The following is an 18,094-nucleotide window of genomic DNA, read 5'->3' as shown; positions in this document are numbered from 1 at the left end:
TGGTTCGCATCTGCTTTTGGTCGATCGCGCGTTTTTGTGATACCTTTCGGGAAACGGCATTGCCGTGTCCGGCGCCTGGATCACGAACCAATCTCCCCAATCCAATTTTGCACCGCATTCGGCAAGTCCTCTTGATTTGGCGGAAAACCTGTTAAGGGCAATTCCAGCGGTGTATCGGTAATCCAGGCGATATGAATTCCCATTTGAGCGTCGGTGAGTTTGCGGCAGAAAGACGAAAGCGCATCTTCGCAGGGACAGGAGTGCAAAATTAAGGCGATGTGCTGTTTTTGCAGCCGATTTTTGAGTTGCGGAATTAATCGTTTGAATTCGGGGGCGTTGCGAATTGCGGGAATGTCTGTATCTGCGGGGAAGATTGCTTGATATAGTTGGGTACAGATTTCTTGGGCGATCGCGCTTGTATCGGTTTCGCCTTCTAGGGCGCGAATGTTGAGGGGAACGACCCAGGTTTTATCGGTGGGTTGGAGTTGTTTGAGGAGTGTGGGGATATCTGTATTTTGTCGGTGGTTGCGATCGGGTATTGGGGAATTGGTGGGTTGAGTGTGCCATGCTTGATAAAAGTCTGGGTAAGTCATATTTTGGGCATCTTCCAAGATTAATTTGTAGAGGAGTAACTTGGCTATACTGGAGGCAGTCAGTGAGTTATTTTTGCCTGTTTCTGCGAAGATTTCTACCGCTCGCCAGCGGGTATCTTCATCACCTGGATTGGGGTTAAACTCGATTAAAGCGGGAACCACTGTATTTTTTAAAGCGGCCAGCCCAACAACTAACTTATCTTTTAAAGCGGCGAGCGCAACTAAGTTATCTTTGCCTGGGTTACCTAAGCTATCTGCCACTCTCCTCCCAGTATTTTTATCCAGAGAAGTACCCATTAACTCAACTAAAGCGGATATTGCAACTCGGTTATCTTTGTCTATTTCCCCTAACCCTAAATTTTCGGCCACTTGCCTCCGGGTATCTTCATCAATCTGAGAAATACATATTAACTTGACTAAAGCTGAGATAGCCCTTTCTCGATCGGTCTCTTTCAGTATTTCCCTTGAACCCGGTGCAAGTGGCTCGATAAATGTCCGCCACTCCTGTTTTTCCTCATTAAAATAACCAAATCCCCAATTAACAATCTGCGACACAATCTCATCAGCAAGACTACTATCTTTAAACTCAGCAATCCCCGCAGCCGCTAGAAAATACGCACGATATCCATAAAAATTATCACACCCATCATCAAACTCAACCAACGCATTAATAAACGCTTCCTTCTCCTCCTTCCCTACCTCCTCACGCCCCAACCACAGCAAAATAACCTCCTTCCACTGCTTCTCAAAAATGCGATACCTAGCATCAGGATGTTGCGGATTTTCAGGAATATGATTCAAGAAAAAGTGCCAATCCTCAACCGCCAACGCCGCAAAATATTCCTGAAACGTCGGATGGTAAAAAGCATAAATCCCCTCCAGCGTCTCCGCATCCCTCGCCACTAAATTCAGCCAACCCAAACGACAAGCTAACTCAAACTGCGATGCACCCATCACCCGATATCCCACACTTTCTCGCAACTGAAACCGCGCAGTTTCATTTAACATCCCAGAAAGTGCCAATTTCCCCAAAGCCGCATTCAAATCCTGCTGCTGAATCCAATTTAAGCGCGGTTTTTTCCACTGATACAAAGTAGTCACAAACCGCCGATAAAGCTTAGCCTTAGTATCCGGCAAATCCCCATCCAACGACTGCCAAGTGCCGCACAATAACGAACATCTCAGGGGATTTTTCACTAAATCTCGAATTCGCTCTTTCCCCGGTGCTGCTAATGCTTCGCGTAGCTGTTGAGAAAGCACCCCCCCAGCCCCCCTTGCTAAGGGGGGAGTAAGAGTTTCTCCGGCTTCCCGTAGCTGTTGAGAAAGAACCCCCCCAGCCCCCCTTGGTAAGGGGGGAGCAAGAGTTTCATCTTCTCTTGTCTGCTCCCCATCTTCTCTTGTCCCCCCCCTTACCAAGGGGGGGTTAGGGGGGGTTCCAAACCGATCAATACTTTCCCCATCTTCTCTTGTCCCCCCCCTTACCAAGGGGGGGTTAGGGGGGGTTCCAAACCATTTATCGATAAACATTTCCACTTGTTCGGGATAGGAAAACTCCAGAGTGCGATAAGTATCAAAAGTATCCAACGCAGAGCCGATCGCATCCCAGATATTCTGCCGACAACTTAGCACAATTCGCGCCTTTTGAATACAGCCGCCGGTTCTAATTTGCCGCTCAATTTCCGCCAAAGGATTGCCATCCCCCACCGCCATCTCATCCGCCCCATCCAACACCAACCACACGCGCTCAGCATTAAACTGTGCTAAAAAATCATCCTTAATTTCCGCCGTCGCCTCAGCCTTCCCAATTCTCTTAATAGCCGCCAACAGCCAATTATCAAATAAATAGGTTTCTAATTCCTTCCCCTGCAAATCCGCCAAGGATACCCAAATTACAATCGCCTCGGAAATGCCCGCCGCTACCCAATTCGCAATCTGCCGCAACAGCGTTGTTTTTCCCGCCCCCGGTTCCCCAATAATTCCTAATCGTTTACCATTGCTTTTCGGGCTACTTCCTTGCTGGATAACTTGCTCAAGAAACTCGCTGTGTTCAAATTTTTGGGTAACTTCCTTTTCCCGGTACAAATCCGAACCTTCCTCAGCCGCAACATCCTCGCCTCGCTGAGTCACTTTCTGCAGTTCCACCAATCCCAGCGGCACATAAACATCATCTATTTGATGGTTGCCAAAAGTTAGCTGATTGCTACTAAGCCGCTGCTGTTCTTTCTCCTCTAATATCTGCTGGCAAATAGCTTGCCAGTCAATGGGCCGGTAAGCAAGGCGGCTGTTTTCAACTATCTCCTCAAGCAAAGCCTTTAGCTGTTCCATCAAAGCGTGAGTTTCGGCGGTTTGGGTATCATTTCGTGTTAAACTTTGCGCTGTAAAAATCGGGAACACCTTTTCATTGTCCTTGATTTCCTCGGCAAAGTAGGCAGATACTAAGCTAAACAAATTTTCCTTTAATTTAGCTTGATAAAGTGTGACATCACAATCTTTTAGGGCAATTTGCAGCAGTTTATTTTCAACTTCTTGAAATCTATTTGGGCTTAAGTCGTGGCGGGAACTTAGCAGCAATTCTATCTCATCTAAACCTTCTATTGGAATACCAGAAGGGGCTGTTTCTTTGTTAACCTGCTTTAATTCTGATTCTAACTGCTTATTCTTCTTATCTAGCCATTCTAAATAAGGACGGTCTTGAGGCAAGTAAATAACTATACCTCTAGAAGCCCTGCGAGACGGCTCAACCAATTCTTTATAACATTCTGAGGCGATTTGTTGCTGAGCTTTCAGGAAAGAACGTTTCAGCGCTTTTTCTAAATCGTGATTGACAATTTTACCGTTTCGTGATAGCTTATTTACTACCTTCAAACAGAGGTGCTTGAGTGCATCATTGGCTTGAGCGCCCACTATCCCATCGAAAGCGACCTTCAGAAGACCTGCCAATATAGCAGCTTCTAGCATTTCACGGTTCTCCTAATTTCAGGCTCCAAGCGGGTTACTTTAATGATAGGCGATCGAGTTTGGTTGCGATCGACAATTGCTGAAATCATTACATCAAAACTTCGATCGTCACATCAAAAGTCGATCGCACACACATTAGAATTTAAGCAAAACCTTCAACTATTTTTCGAGGATTACCACGAAATCCTCAATCATCACATCAAAAGTTCGAGCCAACTTGTGGACTGCTGCAAAGTCAACCATTGCCATACCCTGAGAACGGGCATAATTGCTAATGGTACTGTAGCCCACGCCCGATCGCTCCGCAACTTCCTTGAGCGTCCATCCCTTCTCGGCAGCCAACTCTCGAACCCGCAATCTGACTAAGCCTTTGCTCATATTCACTATTTACAAAATTTTGGATTTAGTATAATATATCAAAAAGCGATCGCCCCGGCCATTCGATTTTAGATTTTAGATTTTAGATTGACTCTAAAGATGAATCTGGGAGCTTGAACGTTGGTCGAAAATTTTGCGCCTCTCATGGCAGAAGTCGGGGCTTGTCTCCGTTTTGCGGCGGAGTCAACGAAACTAAAGACGATCGCCCGTTATAATTAATCCCGACCGATAATTTCTGTCTATCGCACTAGCAGAGATAGATTTAGCTACCACCACCAGATGCAACTACAATGATATCAGAAAATCAGTTAAGATCGTCAACGATCGGCGCCTCAAAAATTATTCACAAATCGTCTCGAGTCAATCCGCGATCGAGATTTGTCACCGAAGAAACAGTCGCACTCCTGTTCAACATATCACCCGAACAGATATACCGGATCGAATGCTGCCACAACGTGGTGTACGTTCATGCCAAAGGCCTGAGTCGATTTGTCAGCTACGCCGATTTCCCCCCAATCTTAGAAGTAAAACCGCCCTGTGCTCAAGATTTTGTGGGATGGTACAAACGCTGGAAACGGACACAAGCACCAGAATTTTGGACTAAATTCTATACGTATAACTTCAAAGCGGCTGTTTCAGTTGACAGCTTACTTGAGTGGGGTAAATTAGTCGCTACAGTTAAATCGGTAATTTCTGCCTCAGCGCTGCAACAGCTACGAGATGTTTACGCTCAAGAAAAAACATTGATGGAGAATTTTTAAAGCACGCGCAGCGGCTCAACCTGCAATTGTTGGTAGCCAGCAAATGTAAGGTGTGTTTCGGCGCATCTTACGGCTTAGAAATGATCGTTTGTAAGGTGCGCTGCGGCGCACCCTACGAGATATAGCAATCCTTGCAGGATTCGTAAACTTTTTACCTTACCCCAACCCTCCCCTTATCAAGGGGAGTCCGTAAGAAATGCACAAATGATGCGAGGATTGCTATAGAGGTTCTGATCAAAACTCACCCTTTATCTGCCAATCCCCACATATTGGAAACCAGCCGCTTCTAAAGCCTTCTTGTCTAAGAAATTGCGGCCGTCAATCATCACGGGATGATTCATCAACTTCGCCATTTTCTCGTAATCTAAATTGCGAAACTGTTCCCAGTCAGTCACCAACACCAAAGCATCGCAACCGTCTGCCAGTCTTTCCGGATCGGTTTCTACCAAAACTCCCGACAAACCGTGACGCATCCCAGTTTGAGAAACAATCGGATCGTAAGCTTTAACTTTCGCTCCCAATCGATTCAAATTCTCGATTAAATTCAGCGCTGGAGCATCTCGCAAATCGTCAGTATCCGGCTTGAAAGTTAAACCCAAAAGTCCGACGGTTTTACCTTTGAGAATCTTCAAAACGTGCTGCAACTTTTCAATAGCAATCAACCGCTGGCGTTCGTTAACTTCCACCGCCGCTTTCAGCAAATGTGCCTCGTAGCCGTAATCCTCAGCAGTGTGAACTAAAGCTGAGACATCTTTGGGGAAACAAGAACCGCCCCAACCAATGCCAGCTTGCAGAAACTTGTTGCCAATCCGTGAATCTAAACCGATACCTCGGGCAACTTGAGTAACATCTGCGCCGACACGATCGCAAATGTTAGCAACTTCATTAATAAAGCTGATCTTCGTAGCCAAAAAAGCATTAGCTGCGTACTTAATCATCTCCGCTGAACTGATATCAGTCATCACCACAGGAACTTCCGGCAAAGACTGATTTTCTGCAAACTTGCGATCGACAATCGGCCGATATAACTGTAGCATCATATCCATAGCCCGCCGAGAGTTGCTACCGAGAACAATGCGATCGGGATTAAAAGTATCGAAAACAGCACAGCCCTCCCGCAAAAACTCCGGGTTGCTAACCACATCAAATTGAACACCTTTTTTTGCTGCTACTTCCTCACCAGTAACCCCGTCACCGCTGTGAGGTTTTTGACGTTCTGCTAAGCCGTCGAGGACAATCCTCCGCACCCAATCTCCCGAACCGATGGGCACTGTCGATTTGTTTACGATTACTTTGTAATCGCCGTCGAGGTGAGCTCCAATTCCACGAGCAACCGCTTCCACGTAGCGAGTATCGCTTTCCCCAGTAGGCAAAGGAGGCGTCCCCACCGCAATAAACAAAATATCCCCGTGAGACACTCCTGCTGCTAAATCCGAAGTAAATTCTAGATTGCCAGACGCAGATGCAGAGGACATTAATTCAGACAGTCCAGGTTCAAAAATAGGCGACTGTCCCGACTTCATTAATTTAACTTTTTCTTCGTTGTTGTCTACGCAAATCACGTGGTGGCCGATGTGGGCCAAACAAGTGCCGGTGACTAAACCAACGTATCCTGTACCGATGACGCAAACCTGCATAGAAATCTCCTCAAAGTTAGTAAATAAATCCGATGAAAACGAAGGAAGAAGGAAAAACGAAGAAGGAAGAAGGAAAAATATCTTGTAGGGGTAGCGCCCCCGTGCCTACCCCTAGAGGGCAACCACGGGGGGTTTGCCCCTACCCATCGGCCGTCTCTACTTTTGGTTTCCCTCAATGCGATCGCGAAAATCCTTTATAGTCAACTCTAAACCTTGATCCAGCGGCACAGTTGGCTCCCACCCCAACCAATTTTTAGCACGAGTAATATCCGGTTGTCGCTGTTTGGGATCGTCTTCCGGCAGCGGTTTAAAGATAATTTCTGCCCCTGGATTAATCGTATTTTGAATTTTTTGTGCCAGTTCCAATATAGTGTATTCGCCGGGATTACCCAAATTCATCGGCCCGATTTGGTCGCTATTCATCAAACGAATGAATCCTTCCACCAAATCCGAAACGTAGCAGAAACTCCGCGTTTGGGAACCGTCGCCGTATACAGTCAGCGGTTCGTTTCGCAAAGCTTGAGCAATAAAATTGCTCACTACTCTGCCGTCATTTTCCAACATCCGCGGGCCATAGGTATTGAAGATTCGTACAACTCGAATGTCTACCCCATTTTGACGGTGGTAGTCAAAAGATAGGGTTTCAGCTACTCGCTTGCCTTCATCATAACAGCTCCGAATTCCGATACAATTAACGTTGCCGCGATAATCTTCTGTTTGTGGATGTACGTCAGGATCTCCGTACACTTCGGAAGTCGAAGCGAGAAAGAATCTTGCTTTTACCCGTTTGGCCAATCCCAACATATTCATCGTGCCGATGACATTTGTTTTAATGGTCTTGACAGGGTTGTACTGATAGTGTATTGGGGAAGCGGGACAAGCCAGATGGTAAATCTGATCTACCTCTAACCGAATCGGTTCCGTGATGTCGTGGCGGATCAGCTCAAAATACGGGTTGTCCAGCCATTTGAGGATATTGCGTTTAGTCCCGGTGTAAAAATTATCCAGGCAGACTACCTCCTGTCCTTGGGCCATTAAGCGATCGATTAGGTGGGAACCGAGGAAACCCGCACCGCCTGTGACTAAAATTCTCATTGTGGAAACTGCCGTTCTGTTTAGGGGGAGGACTGGGGTACAAAAATTCAGTCGATCGAATGAAACTTACTAATAGAATAACAAAATTGCGATCGACGATGTAAACACTTCTGCGTCTCTTTCATCAAATCTTTAATTAACTTAGCATTTGCCAATACTTTGAACAAAGTGCTATAATTCGCAAATGTCAGCTAGCAATTTTTAGTGAAGTTTCAATATTTCCGAAAAAACACTCTTGACATTAGTTCTGTTATTTGTTACTGGTTATTGGTTATTTGATGACTTCTGTCTGAGGTTGGGCGATGCCCTAGGGGATAGCTGCGCTTCACGGGCTTATTTGAAAAAACCGGGGTCGATTTATCTGAAAAGCAATATGAGAGAAATTATGTCGATTTCGGGAAGAGAATGTCTGCCACTTTCAACCCTGGGTTGCACCCGTTCAATCGGGATTTGTGGAGATTGCAACCAGAACTAAATCAGGTTGATTGTCTAGCTTTTATTTTTACAATTTCTCAATAATCGACCAAAGTTACGATCGGCTAAAGTTGTCTCGAAGGCGAAATCGGTGCCAGAGTCTGATAAAGTTCCCAGTCTTTGTATGATTAAGCGTGCTGCGAGGATGGCGACTGACTCTGGATTGAATAGGGAAATTCCAGCCGCGCTCGAATCTGCATTTACATATTCAAAATATTCTAAAAAATAGGGTAATAATCTCAGGGAAACTGTAGTTTTACCTGAACCGTTAGGGCCGCCAATAATGTAAATATTTGGCATAATTGCGCTTCAAATTTTACTCATACTATTAAGCATCCGTATACGAATTATGGTGTGGCTTGAACACGATCGATTAATCTGGTTTTTTTAACGAGCGAATTTTGATCGATAGCTTACGTTCGGCCAGATATTCTGCACGATTAACCTGCAATAAACGCACAGTGACTCGACCGATCGCAGTTAGAGGTTGGATTGTACCACTTTCAGTTTGAAGTTTAAAATGGTCTTCCCAGCTATCTTTTCGAGGGTTGTAAAGTCGAACCACTTCATCTGTTTCTGGATCGATCGAGGCAATGTCGCTGCCTTTATTTTTGTTACAAATTGAGCAAGACAAAGCCAGATTATTTTCTACTGTTTCGCCACTGTGTTTCTCTGCAATGATATGGTCTATTTGATGAGACGAGAGGGCGAGTGTTTCTGGGATTAAACAATATTCGCAGTATCCGTTGGCGCGATCGCATACCATTCGTCGCAGACTAGCTGAAACGTAGGTTTTACTCATGCAGCCTCGCTCAGTTTCAGCAGGGCTTGCGCTTTGGCAATGCGTACTAAATGTTCGACAAATTCGTATTGCTGCCACAAACGCTGCTCCATCGGCGTGAGTCCTTCTGTGCGATTTTTCTCTAATAAAGTATCGATTTCAGCTTGAAGATCGTCGGATAAACGCAGGGCTAATATTTCTTGTGGCGAGGGTAAACTTGCTATAAATTCTAATATCTTCGTTAGCCCCGAAAATCCGCTTGAAGGATTGGCTTCGACTTCCCTCAATCCCAGCATCAAAATCTGTGGTAACTCATCTTTGAGAGTATCTAGCCGCAGTGCTAGTTCGTCGGGAATTTGAAGGGTAATTGTTGCCATTTTTTTACTCACTGACGCTCTCATTGAATGGTAGCACAATAGACGACGGGAATTATAATTATATAGTGTCGTTATTGGATAGCGGTGGAATCTCAGCAGCAGTTATAGTCACGATTTTACCATCAAGCCAGATACTAATTGATTGTCCTAGTCTGCAGTGTTTTTCATATGCTTCGGCAATTACTACTGTCACACCTGCATCAATTTTTTCATATAACTTAAGGAGTTCTTCTTCAGTCATTTGATTCCTAACCTATGCTCCATTCTATTCAAAAAAAGCTTCTAAATCCCGATCGCCTGTGATAATTCTCATAATTTCAATTCCATCGTTCGCGATGCGGTAAAAGATAATGTAGTTTTGCACAGGAATACCGCGCAAGTAGGGGCGAAGTTGACTATAAGTGCGTCCCATCAGAGGAAATTGTGTCAAGTAGCGGCATTTTTTAGTGAATTCATCGATGAATCGTTCGCCTGCTTCAACGTTGCGTGCGACGAAATAGTCTGCGATTTCGTCAAGGTCGCGAATCGCTTCAGGTGAGATGATATATTGGCTCATCAGGGATTATACCGATCGAGCTTTGTGAAATTTGGCTCTAATTTGAGCGATCGCCGTTTCACCATCCACCCCTTCACCGCGATCGAGTTGTGTGGCGGCGATGTCGATTTTGGCGCAAACTTCTTCTACCCAGCGATTGTATCGATCGCGTTTTTCCAGCAGCCGTAGCGCGTCAGCAATGATTTCGGTAACGTTGGTATAGCGCCCGCTAGCGAGTTGGGCTTGGATGAGTTGTTCTTGTTCGGGGGTGAGGGTGATACTCATAGGTAAAGATCGGCTGGCTATTGTTTTATTGCACTTCGGGGGGATTGCACGTTTGTCTCTATTCTATTCTAATCTATGACTGATGCGTTACGTTGCACTAGCAATACCTACTACTATTTATCGATCGCAATCGCTAGTTCGTCGCGAATTTGAATGGTAATTCTTGCTATTGTTTTTAGTCACTGATGCTCCGATCGAATCATAGCACAATAGAAGCGCGATCGCCCTTTTGTGAGAAATGCAGTGTGCGATCGTCCCGCGCGATCGGGTAAAGGTGCGATCGCGCTTCCTGATTTTAGTCGCTACACCCTACCAATCAGTTGAATAGCGGCAAAATTTTAGTTTGAGTTGTTATCGTTGATGTCTAGATTTTGTATTGACAATTCTGAAGGTAGCGGTACAGTTATTTGTAGGTATACACCAATTTTTATTTGATTGTTCTCAAAACTTATATTAGTTACATTAACTTTACTATTTTCAGATAAACCGTTTTGAATAGGTAATTTAGCAGGTGGCTTAGTTTTATATCCAGCATCCTCAAGCCATTCAGCAATATTTCTCCAGTTATCTATTTTGTCAGTGGATTTACTTACAAGGCTTTTGACATATTTGTACAGAGTAGCACAGAGGTCAGTTTCAACTCCCTTGGGGGTTTTTTGGAGTTTTTCGGCGATTTCGGTGGGGCTGAAACAGCACAGTAATCCACGTAAGTGTAGCTTCTCCATAGGGGTTAGGCGCTTTCCCTTTGCCGAGGCTAGGTCTGTGTAGAGGGTTTCTAAGTCCCAGTGGTTTGCTGCTTGGTTAAATTGCTCGTTGGTGAGTGCCATCGGTTACATGGTTAAACATTCCTGATGTAATCCTAACATAATTCCTGATATATGTCAGGTTATTACCAGGCTCAGCTACTGTATGATAAGTGAATGCCGAAGCGTAAGTAATGCAATTTACAAGTCAAAAGTTTTGTGGGAGGGCTTTTTAGCCGTCACTGACTACAGTTAGCGACATGACTGGGGAGTAAGGCTGAACTTTGGTAAATTTCTCACTTTGACTCTAGTTTCGGCCACTGCCAGTAATTTTTTTAATTTATTTTCTGGGTTTTTGCATAATTTTCTGGATTTGCCCCTGATAAATAAATGGGAGGCAGCCATGCGCCTTCTGCGGACTGAGTTCTTTGTGAGTGCGCTCGCGACGAAAGCTTTGCTATGCAAGAGTTTTGCTTACATAGCAAATACCTGACTTCGCATAAATTTAGGGCGATCGCAGGATCTAAAAATACAGGCTAGCAAGTCATTTTTTCAGAAATGGAGAAAGACTTGTAGCTCGAATAGGGATAAATCTAGTATTCACACTGAGATTGCAACATGAACATTAATGGAACGTTGGCTGACGATACTCTCAATGGCACCCCCGATGCAGATTTAATATTTGGACAACAAGGCTCTGACTTAGTGTTGGGCCGTGATGGAGACGACTTAATCTACGGCAAGCAAGGAGATGACAAGCTATACGGTAATGAAGGTAATGATACCGTCTACGGTGGCAAAGGTAATGATAGCGTCTACGGTGGCAAAGGTGACGATCGGCTGTTTGCTAATGCTGGAGATAACTTGATATACGGCAACGAAGACGAGGATACAGTTAATGGCGGAATAGATAACGATACAGTTTACGGTGGTAAAGGTAATGACAGCTTGTTTGGCAACTTCGGGAATGACATTCTCTATGGAGATAAGGGAGCAGATACATTAACTGGGGGGAATGGTAACGACACTTTTTTTATTGGTAAAAATACTGGGGGTACTGAGCTTTCGGATGCCGATTTCATTGTTGATTATACAGAGGGTGAGGATGTAATTCAGTTAAGGAACGATCTTGCCTTTGATGACCTCAAGATTTATGTGGGCACAGGGGTTAATGCTGGCTACACAATTATTCAGGATGACTTAACAAGGCAATATTTGGCCGTTTTGGAGGGTGACGCCAGATTGACTATTGCTGATTCTAACGGGATTGTGAGTCTGACGCCTGCGCCTTTGCCGACTCCGACGCCTGCACCGACGCCTGCACCGACACCTGCACCGACACCTGCACCGACACCTGCACCGACACCTGTGACGACTCCGACGCCTGCGCCGACACCTGTGACGACTCCGACACCGGAGCCGAAGCCTTCAATCACCCCAAGTGCAACGACGCCTGCGCCGACGCCTGTGACGACTCCGACGCCTGCGCCGACGCCTGTGACGACTCCGACGCCTGTGACGAGTCCGACGCCTGCGCCGACACCTGCGGTGACAACGCCGACACCTGCGGTGACAACGCCGACGCCTGCGGTGACGACTCCGACGCCTGCGGTGACAACGCCGACGCCTGTGACAACTCCGACGCCTGCGGTGACGACTCCGACGCCTGTGACGACTCCGACACCTGCGGTGACAACGCCGACGCCTGTGACAACTCCGACGCCTGTGACGACTCCGACGCCTGTGACGACGCCGACGCCTGTGACGACGCCGACGCCTGTGACGACGACTCCGACGCCTGTGACGACGCCGACGCCTGTGACGACTCCGACGCCTGTGACGACTCCGACGCCTGTGACGACTCCGACGCCTGTGACGACTCCGACACCTGTGACGACTCCGACACCTGTGACGACTCCGACACCTGCACGTGTAAAACCGACAGCGTTTGATGAAAAATTCTATCTAATGATGAATTACGATGCAACCAAGGCTATTTCTACTAGGAGCGTAAAAAATGCTTTGGAACACTACGAAACTGTAGGTAAAGTTGAAGGTCGCGCCAGTGCCCCTTCTTTTGTGAGCACTTTTAACATTGAATTCGACTATCGGTTTGATACGACTGGGTTTTTCAAGAATAACCCCAACCGTCAAGCTGTTTTGGAATCCGCAGCTACCTACTGGGAATCTGTCATTCAAGATGAATTTGAAAACATTCCCCTTGGCACTAAACTTTCAGTGCAGAATCCTTCTACACAAGAGATAGAGACTGTGGTTTTAGATCGGGAAATTGACGATCTCCTGATCTTTGTAGGCGCTGGTCCTATCAATGCTGCGGGGATAACTTACGGGTATTCCGATCCAAAAGCTTTCCGCGATCGAATCGACGGAGTAAATTACGAACCTTTTGTAGCGAGTATTGCTTTCGATACTAATATCTCCTATTTGGTCGATTCAACGCCATTTGACTTTACTGACACTCCGAGCGAACCTGGCACTCCTAATGCTTTCGGTGGTGTTAACAGCCTTTTCATTAGTGCCGCGCACGAGTTACAACACGCACTCGGGTTTACTAATGGAGCACCAGCTTTCAGTGCGCGAATAAATGGAAGCTCTTTTGACGGCCCCAACGCCAGGGCTGCTAATGGGGGGAATCCTATGCCTCTTCAACCCGCTCCTGACTTATCTCATTTAAGAAGTATTGTGAGCAGTGGTGGATTGCCCTCTCTTTTGGGTGACGGTGGCGGTGCAGGGTTATCAATCCCCACTAAAGTTGACTTGTCACTGTTGGCGGATATTGGCTACACATTTGACGGATTTACTGTTCAAGATTCAACGCCAACCGCTGCAACTGAGGGAGATGATAACGTCATTGGCACAGATTTGCCTGATACTCTCAACGGTTTAGGCGGTAATGATCGCATTTACGGTGTCGCTGGCAATGATAGCCTGATTGGAGGTGCTGGGAATGACCTGCTCTATGGTGGTGGAGGTCAGGATACGTTTTTCTTTGGAGCAGCAAATGGTCAAGATCAAATCAATGATTTTGTAGTGGCTGACGACAAAATTCAGCTAGCGGCTGGTTTAGGTTTTAGCAGTGGAGCTGATGTTTTAGTCCCTCGTCCTGGAACCTTCTTTAATGCCCAGGTTACTGGTGGAGGGCTGTTTTCTGACATCACTATCAGTGCTGGGAATAAAATCCGAGTCTTCCACGACCAACCTCTGACTGCCGCGAATTTTACGATCCTCTAGTCTAGTCGTCAGACAAGTTTAGAATTAAAGCGATCGCCCTTAATGTCCAAAAGTGCGATCGCTTCCCATTCACCAAAAGTAATCTTCCATGATTTAATTAAAATAGCGAACTATTTTTTAGTATAAAATAAAAGGCATCCTCAAAAATATAAGTGACAAATAACATACCTAGATTACTTGCAGGTGAAACCACAGTCGGACAGTTTGGCGACTTGAACAAAAGTCGCCGCACCGGAGACAACCTTACACCCCACCATATTCCATCCGATGCTTATATGAAACAAATAGGAATCTCTGGTTACACTAGAAACAAGGGTATTGCTATCTTGATGGAACAGCCATATCCGGGAAGGGGTGGTCGTCATCGGCGTACACAATCCTATGGACAAAGACCAGACTTTAGTCTATCACCCCGGCAAGCTCTAGCTCGTGCGGTGTGGGATGTGCGATCGATTTATCGCCAAGATCGGCTGTATACACCACAAATTAGGCGGAATTTACAACAAGTCATCAAACAAAAACAAACTGGCATGGTCGGGTAATTTTGATAAAGTGGGAGAAATAAGATGAACGTTACTCAATTAATAGAAACATTAAATGCTAATAAATTTATGCGCTCTGATGAGGAAGTGATGAGTTTTGAATACGCTTTAGCCGAACTTGCCCTACATCTTAACAGCGAATATTTGCCAGAACTATATCTGGTTTTAGATGACAGATGCGAACAACATGAAGTCATGTATGGTCTGATTCATTTTCTGGAGTCTTTTGAACTCAAAGACCAGTTGCAGGCTTTTATTGATAGCATAGACCGGATGATTGTTAATGCTAAAGAATGGACAATGATTCTAATTTATGGAATCCTCAATCAGGATTTAGCCCGGAATTTATATAGCCAGATGTTACATTCTACCGATTCTCAAAATCGGAATTTAGGTACGCATTTGCTGCGCGAAATAGCTGCTAATGAATCCCCTCCTTTATCTTCCCATGCTGAGTCAGTTATTTCCAGCGCAACTGCGAATTAATATTGATGAAATTCAGAGGGATCTGTCGAGCTTTCTTAAACTCATCCAAGATGGGAATATCTTGGTACTCTTGCAAGACGATCGGCCAATAGCCGAAATTAAACCTATCAAATAAGATGCAAGCCGCTCTCAGGATGAGCGATCGCCCGACCTGTCCAAAAGTGCGATCGCCCTCCTAAAATTAGTTAATGGTATAATCATCAATCAAATACCATCTAGGACTAAACCAATTATTTTGAATAATGGCAGAGATACTTCTGAAGACACTCCAGAAGTTATAGAACAGGATATAATAGACCAAACGATTGAAGTAGGAAGTGGTTGTGACTGGACAGGCAGTGGAGTAGAACCTCAGTGGCATAATCCAAAATCCATCAAAGCCTACGATCATATCGATCGCCATCATGGCCCAAAACTGAAACCCCTTAATTTTAGAGGCAGGGCTGCATCTAAAAATCAGCCTCAAGGCCAGTGGCTAAACGATCGAGACTGGGTAAAAGCTGAACAAGTGACACCGAAATATCCCGGTTGTTACATTATAAATTTTAAGCGTTCTATTGGGAAAGTTCACTATCCGATGGGAAAATAATTGAAAATGTTACCCATGCTTTTATTAAAAGGAAACCAGATGGAACATTCAAATCTGCTTATCCTGTTCTCAATGATGCTACGCTGTCCTCATTAGATAGGAGCGATGAAAATGAATAACTATATCAATTTTACAATCCAGTTAGAAAAACCTAATTGCGAACAATATGCTGACGCACCCGATGACTCATTAGGAGAACTTTCGCATTTTGAATTAGGTCTGAAACTATTTTGCTTTGAATGCGATCGCCCAGTATCCATAGAAATCGGTGAAGAAAAACTAAAAGTTTTTTTAGACCCCGATATCTGTATGCTCCTAGAAGATGAACTCCCCAAAAAACTGAGTGAGTTATCCCAAGGGAAACCTATCAAAATAGAATTTGTTGAAAGTGTGTGCCTTACTCTTGAATTGCAGCCATTAACCAACGATAAAATTAGCTGTAATTTCAAAGAATTTGGATATTTATCTCCAAACCAGTTTACCCTAAAATCCAGAAATCAACACTTTGAACTGAATAAAACTCAAGTTATAACAGAGTTAAAGGGATTTGTCGAACAACTCATAGAAATGGCTCTAAATGGCGGCTATATCACCCGCGAAGAAAAGCAAGAATTCCTGATGCCACTCGGCGAAATTGCGCCTGCTTCGGCTATTTGTTAATTAAGTACGATCGCCCTTAATCTCCAAAAGTACGATCGCCCTTAATCTCCAAAAGTGCGCGCGAGCGTAGCTATCGCGTAGGGAATCGCCCTTAATCTCACTTCCCTTAATTACAAAACAAACTCGGCTCTACATGAAAAAAACTCCCCAGAATCAAGGCCAACTCTTTACCAATATCTCGATCGCCATTAACCACTTCATACACTCTTTTTTCAGATCCAATGACTCCTACCAAATCAGCAGGTTGTAACTCTCTTTGTTCCATCAAAAACAGCAGTATTGAATGAGGCGTTGCTGTGGTTCCTGGTGCATAGAATTCTTGCTCAAACTTTTCAATCAATGCAATCAGCAATTCATATAACTCATCTTCTTCTGGAGTGCGATCGCCCCGGTGCATTAACTCTTCCACCATAGCCAGAGCCTTCTCATTATCCGCTTCATTTCTAATTATTTTAGGCTGATACAGAGACAATAACTCTTTGTATTTATCTGGATTAAAAGTAAGGGTCATTTTTCCATTTCTCCTTATCATACTCAGCATGGGTGAGAATATATTTGATAGAAATTAATTGGCTTTCATAATCAATACTAACTATTAATCGATAATTATTACCTTTGATATTAAAAACTGTAAACCCTCCAACAGCTTCGGCTTTAGGAAAAACAGATTGTACCTCAATTAAATTAGACCATTTAGCCTTGCTAGCAATTTTAAACCAGTTATCCAAAGCTTCCCCGCAATCAGCATGAGTTTCGCTGTATTCACGCACCCGTTTGTAGCTGATTATGTGCATCTACTATACGCAATTTAAACTAAATTTTAGTTTAGCTCAACCAATTTTTTTGGTCAAGGACGATCGCCCGACCTGTCCAAAAGTGCGATCGCTCTTTCAAAAACCCTAACTCCTGCTCAGACAGTTGACGTGCTACACTCAGAGTATCGTCACAGCCACAAACAGAATGCAAACCATTACCATCACAATTCCAGACGATCGCCTGCACAAGCTCCAAGAAACCGCCAACCGCCTCGGCGTTTCCCTAGAAGCATTACTCCTTGCGGGTGCTGAAAACTTGCTCGCACCACCAGAAACATCCTTCCAAAATGCTATGGAATACGTCCTCAAAAAGAATGCTGAACTTTACCAAAAGCTCGCGTAATGCGCTATCTAACTTTAACAGAAATCTTAGAACTTTATCGGCGCATTATCGAGCAGTCTGGCGGAGCCTTTGGCCTCGCTAATTTAGGAGCCTTAGAGTCAGCTTTAGCTCAGCCGCGCATGACGTTTGGCGGGGAGGAACTTTACCCAACTATCGTGGAAAAAGCTTCAGCCCTTGGATTTGCGTTGATTAAAAATCATCCTTTCTTAGATGGTAACAAACGCATCGGTCACGCAGCAATGGAAGTCTTTCTAGTTTTGAATGGCTTTGAGATTTCTGCACCTGTGGAAGAGCAAGAACAAATTATATTACAAGTCACATCAAGCGATCTCGCCCGCGATGAATTTACTGAGTGGCTGCGCTGTCATATTGTTCCTAATTCTATTTGATAAATTCTGGCTCTGAAAAGTAAACTTTATTATGCCACAGTGCGATCGCCCTTAATCCCCAAAAGTGCGTGAAGCGTAGTTATCCCGTAGGGAATCGCTCTTAATCTAACTTCCCTAACTCTTTGTATTTGTCGGGATTTAAACAGTCCTAGACGCACTCCGAAAAAAAGTTTCTGGACCCCCACAGGGACGGGCAAGATGCCCATCCCACAATCAAACTGACTCTTTGTGGAACAGGCATCTTGCCTGTTCTAGATGACTGCAAACAACTACAAAAAACAGACTCTTTGTGGAACAGGCATCTTGCCTGTTCCTGACAAAATGCCACAATCAAACTGACTCTTTGTGGAACAGGCATCTTGCCTGTTCTAGATGACTGCAAACAACTACAAAAAACAGAC

The 18,094-nt window shown here is 44.8% G+C and carries 22 protein-coding genes; 8 read left to right on the top strand and 14 right to left on the bottom strand.

The features are described from left to right. Positions 1-80: 80 nt before the first annotated feature. Both QUB10_RS02200 and QUB10_RS02195 read right to left on the bottom strand, forming a co-directional pair. Positions 81-3,551: an NACHT C-terminal alpha/beta 1 domain-containing protein gene (locus QUB10_RS02200; RefSeq protein ID WP_333199111.1), complete on the bottom strand. Its 3,471-nt coding sequence runs from the start codon at positions 3,549-3,551 to the stop codon at positions 81-83. Between the two features lie 159 nt (positions 3,552-3,710). After that, complete coding sequence (locus tag QUB10_RS02195; RefSeq protein WP_006632503.1) at positions 3,711-3,929, bottom strand: helix-turn-helix domain-containing protein; 219 nt, start codon at positions 3,927-3,929, stop codon at positions 3,711-3,713. A 290-nt stretch (positions 3,930-4,219) separates the two neighbouring features. Here QUB10_RS02195 and QUB10_RS02190 point away from each other — a divergent pair, with 290 nt between their 5' ends. Beyond that, positions 4,220-4,690, top strand: a complete 471-nt coding sequence (locus QUB10_RS02190) for a hypothetical protein (RefSeq protein WP_333199109.1) — start codon at positions 4,220-4,222, stop codon at positions 4,688-4,690. Positions 4,691-4,938: 248 nt separating this feature from the next. Here the strand turns inward: QUB10_RS02190 and QUB10_RS02185 are convergent, their stop codons facing one another. From QUB10_RS02185 to QUB10_RS02145, 9 genes are all read right to left on the bottom strand, one after another. After that, complete coding sequence (locus QUB10_RS02185; RefSeq protein WP_333199107.1) at positions 4,939-6,327, bottom strand: UDP-glucose/GDP-mannose dehydrogenase family protein; 1,389 nt, start codon at positions 6,325-6,327, stop codon at positions 4,939-4,941. Between the two features lie 156 nt (positions 6,328-6,483). Beyond that, entirely contained in the window at positions 6,484-7,422 is a 939-nt protein-coding gene (locus tag QUB10_RS02180; RefSeq protein WP_333199104.1) for a UDP-glucuronic acid decarboxylase family protein, read from the bottom strand. 489 nt (positions 7,423-7,911) lie between these two features. Next, positions 7,912-8,196 (bottom strand): hypothetical protein, encoded by a 285-nt coding sequence (locus QUB10_RS02175; RefSeq protein ID WP_333199102.1) that lies wholly within the window; start codon positions 8,194-8,196, stop codon positions 7,912-7,914. A 73-nt stretch (positions 8,197-8,269) separates the two neighbouring features. Next, the gene (locus tag QUB10_RS02170) at positions 8,270-8,698 is read right to left on the bottom strand and encodes an HNH endonuclease signature motif containing protein (RefSeq protein ID WP_333199100.1); all 429 of its coding nucleotides are present in this window, start codon (positions 8,696-8,698) and stop codon (positions 8,270-8,272) included. Next, a complete protein-coding gene (locus QUB10_RS02165) occupies positions 8,695-9,054 on the bottom strand; it encodes a hypothetical protein (protein WP_333199098.1) in 360 nt (119 codons plus the stop codon). Before QUB10_RS02165 ends, QUB10_RS02170 begins: the two co-directional genes overlap by 4 nt. A 58-nt stretch (positions 9,055-9,112) precedes the next feature. Then, on the bottom strand, positions 9,113-9,295 hold the full coding sequence (locus QUB10_RS02160) for a hypothetical protein (RefSeq protein ID WP_333199096.1): 183 nt from the start codon (positions 9,293-9,295) through the stop codon (positions 9,113-9,115). 24 nt (positions 9,296-9,319) lie between these two features. Beyond that, positions 9,320-9,610, bottom strand: a complete 291-nt coding sequence (locus QUB10_RS02155) for a type II toxin-antitoxin system RelE/ParE family toxin (RefSeq protein ID WP_333199094.1) — start codon at positions 9,608-9,610, stop codon at positions 9,320-9,322. 6 nt (positions 9,611-9,616) lie between these two features. After that, entirely contained in the window at positions 9,617-9,874 is a 258-nt protein-coding gene (locus QUB10_RS02150; protein WP_333199092.1) for a type II toxin-antitoxin system ParD family antitoxin, read from the bottom strand. Between the two features lie 338 nt (positions 9,875-10,212). After that, a complete protein-coding gene (locus tag QUB10_RS02145; protein WP_333199090.1) occupies positions 10,213-10,701 on the bottom strand; it encodes a helix-turn-helix domain-containing protein in 489 nt (162 codons plus the stop codon). A gap of 534 nt (positions 10,702-11,235) precedes the next feature. Between QUB10_RS02145 and QUB10_RS02140 the strand changes: the two genes are divergently transcribed. The 5 genes from QUB10_RS02140 (at position 11,236) to QUB10_RS02120 (ending at position 16,146) form a co-directional block, all read left to right on the top strand. Further along, the gene (locus tag QUB10_RS02140) at positions 11,236-13,869 is read left to right on the top strand and encodes a calcium-binding protein (RefSeq protein WP_333199088.1); all 2,634 of its coding nucleotides are present in this window, start codon (positions 11,236-11,238) and stop codon (positions 13,867-13,869) included. 152 nt (positions 13,870-14,021) lie between these two features. Then, positions 14,022-14,411 carry a hypothetical protein gene (locus tag QUB10_RS02135; RefSeq protein ID WP_333199086.1) on the top strand — a complete coding sequence of 130 codons (390 nt, stop codon included), beginning with the start codon at positions 14,022-14,024 and terminating at the stop codon, positions 14,409-14,411. A gap of 24 nt (positions 14,412-14,435) precedes the next feature. After that, positions 14,436-14,897: an Imm30 family immunity protein gene (locus QUB10_RS02130; RefSeq protein WP_333199083.1), complete on the top strand. Its 462-nt coding sequence runs from the start codon at positions 14,436-14,438 to the stop codon at positions 14,895-14,897. A gap of 235 nt (positions 14,898-15,132) precedes the next feature. Beyond that, a complete protein-coding gene (locus QUB10_RS02125; protein WP_333199080.1) occupies positions 15,133-15,486 on the top strand; it encodes a hypothetical protein in 354 nt (117 codons plus the stop codon). A gap of 111 nt (positions 15,487-15,597) precedes the next feature. After that, the gene (locus QUB10_RS02120; protein ID WP_333199077.1) at positions 15,598-16,146 is read left to right on the top strand and encodes a hypothetical protein; all 549 of its coding nucleotides are present in this window, start codon (positions 15,598-15,600) and stop codon (positions 16,144-16,146) included. Between the two features lie 106 nt (positions 16,147-16,252). On the opposite strand, the gene QUB10_RS02115 is transcribed toward QUB10_RS02120, so the two are convergent. Genes QUB10_RS02115 through QUB10_RS02105 form a run of 3 tightly spaced genes read right to left on the bottom strand, consistent with a single transcriptional unit; the run spans position 16,253 to position 17,112 of the window. Next, a complete protein-coding gene (locus tag QUB10_RS02115) occupies positions 16,253-16,657 on the bottom strand; it encodes a transcriptional regulator (RefSeq protein WP_333199075.1) in 405 nt (134 codons plus the stop codon). Continuing rightward, on the bottom strand, positions 16,641-16,940 hold the full coding sequence (locus QUB10_RS02110) for a type II toxin-antitoxin system HigB family toxin (protein WP_333199072.1): 300 nt from the start codon (positions 16,938-16,940) through the stop codon (positions 16,641-16,643). Before QUB10_RS02110 ends, QUB10_RS02115 begins: the two co-directional genes overlap by 17 nt. Positions 16,941-16,971: 31 nt before the next feature. Then, positions 16,972-17,112 (bottom strand): hypothetical protein, encoded by a 141-nt coding sequence (locus tag QUB10_RS02105; RefSeq protein WP_333199070.1) that lies wholly within the window; start codon positions 17,110-17,112, stop codon positions 16,972-16,974. On the opposite strand from QUB10_RS02105, the gene QUB10_RS02100 reads away from it, so the two are divergent. Both QUB10_RS02100 and QUB10_RS02095 read left to right on the top strand, forming a co-directional pair. Continuing rightward, on the top strand, positions 17,107-17,304 hold the full coding sequence (locus QUB10_RS02100) for a DNA-binding protein (RefSeq protein ID WP_333199067.1): 198 nt from the start codon (positions 17,107-17,109) through the stop codon (positions 17,302-17,304). The genes QUB10_RS02105 and QUB10_RS02100 overlap by 6 nt on opposite strands. Beyond that, positions 17,304-17,693 carry a type II toxin-antitoxin system death-on-curing family toxin gene (locus tag QUB10_RS02095; protein ID WP_333199066.1) on the top strand — a complete coding sequence of 130 codons (390 nt, stop codon included), beginning with the start codon at positions 17,304-17,306 and terminating at the stop codon, positions 17,691-17,693. Before QUB10_RS02100 ends, QUB10_RS02095 begins: the two co-directional genes overlap by 1 nt. Positions 17,694-18,094 lie beyond the last annotated feature (401 nt).

It is taken from the genome of Microcoleus sp. B5-D4 (assembly GCF_036705145.1).
GTDB lineage: Bacteria > Cyanobacteriota > Cyanobacteriia > Cyanobacteriales > Microcoleaceae > Microcoleus.
This window is presented reverse-complemented; position numbering and strand designations above follow the sequence as displayed.

What these genes read in the sequence shown, in the direction of transcription:
- QUB10_RS02200 (WP_333199111.1), bottom strand. Translation starts at nt 3,551, where the DNA reads ATGCTAGAAGCTGCTATATTGGCAGGTCTTCTGAAGGTCGCTTTCGAT.
- QUB10_RS02195 (WP_006632503.1), bottom strand. Translation starts at nt 3,929, where the DNA reads ATGAGCAAAGGCTTAGTCAGATTGCGGGTTCGAGAGTTGGCTGCCGAG.
- QUB10_RS02190 (WP_333199109.1), top strand. Translation starts at nt 4,220, where the DNA reads ATGATATCAGAAAATCAGTTAAGATCGTCAACGATCGGCGCCTCAAAA.
- QUB10_RS02185 (WP_333199107.1), bottom strand. Translation starts at nt 6,327, where the DNA reads ATGCAGGTTTGCGTCATCGGTACAGGATACGTTGGTTTAGTCACCGGC.
- QUB10_RS02180 (WP_333199104.1), bottom strand. Translation starts at nt 7,422, where the DNA reads ATGAGAATTTTAGTCACAGGCGGTGCGGGTTTCCTCGGTTCCCACCTA.
- QUB10_RS02175 (WP_333199102.1), bottom strand. Translation starts at nt 8,196, where the DNA reads ATGCCAAATATTTACATTATTGGCGGCCCTAACGGTTCAGGTAAAACT.
- QUB10_RS02170 (WP_333199100.1), bottom strand. Translation starts at nt 8,698, where the DNA reads ATGAGTAAAACCTACGTTTCAGCTAGTCTGCGACGAATGGTATGCGAT.
- QUB10_RS02165 (WP_333199098.1), bottom strand. Translation starts at nt 9,054, where the DNA reads ATGGCAACAATTACCCTTCAAATTCCCGACGAACTAGCACTGCGGCTA.
- QUB10_RS02160 (WP_333199096.1), bottom strand. Translation starts at nt 9,295, where the DNA reads ATGACTGAAGAAGAACTCCTTAAGTTATATGAAAAAATTGATGCAGGT.
- QUB10_RS02155 (WP_333199094.1), bottom strand. Translation starts at nt 9,610, where the DNA reads ATGAGCCAATATATCATCTCACCTGAAGCGATTCGCGACCTTGACGAA.
- QUB10_RS02150 (WP_333199092.1), bottom strand. Translation starts at nt 9,874, where the DNA reads ATGAGTATCACCCTCACCCCCGAACAAGAACAACTCATCCAAGCCCAA.
- QUB10_RS02145 (WP_333199090.1), bottom strand. Translation starts at nt 10,701, where the DNA reads ATGGCACTCACCAACGAGCAATTTAACCAAGCAGCAAACCACTGGGAC.
- QUB10_RS02140 (WP_333199088.1), top strand. Translation starts at nt 11,236, where the DNA reads ATGAACATTAATGGAACGTTGGCTGACGATACTCTCAATGGCACCCCC.
- QUB10_RS02130 (WP_333199083.1), top strand. Translation starts at nt 14,436, where the DNA reads ATGAACGTTACTCAATTAATAGAAACATTAAATGCTAATAAATTTATG.
- QUB10_RS02120 (WP_333199077.1), top strand. Translation starts at nt 15,598, where the DNA reads ATGAATAACTATATCAATTTTACAATCCAGTTAGAAAAACCTAATTGC.
- QUB10_RS02115 (WP_333199075.1), bottom strand. Translation starts at nt 16,657, where the DNA reads ATGACCCTTACTTTTAATCCAGATAAATACAAAGAGTTATTGTCTCTG.
- QUB10_RS02110 (WP_333199072.1), bottom strand. Translation starts at nt 16,940, where the DNA reads ATGCACATAATCAGCTACAAACGGGTGCGTGAATACAGCGAAACTCAT.
- QUB10_RS02100 (WP_333199067.1), top strand. Translation starts at nt 17,107, where the DNA reads ATGCAAACCATTACCATCACAATTCCAGACGATCGCCTGCACAAGCTC.
- QUB10_RS02095 (WP_333199066.1), top strand. Translation starts at nt 17,304, where the DNA reads ATGCGCTATCTAACTTTAACAGAAATCTTAGAACTTTATCGGCGCATT.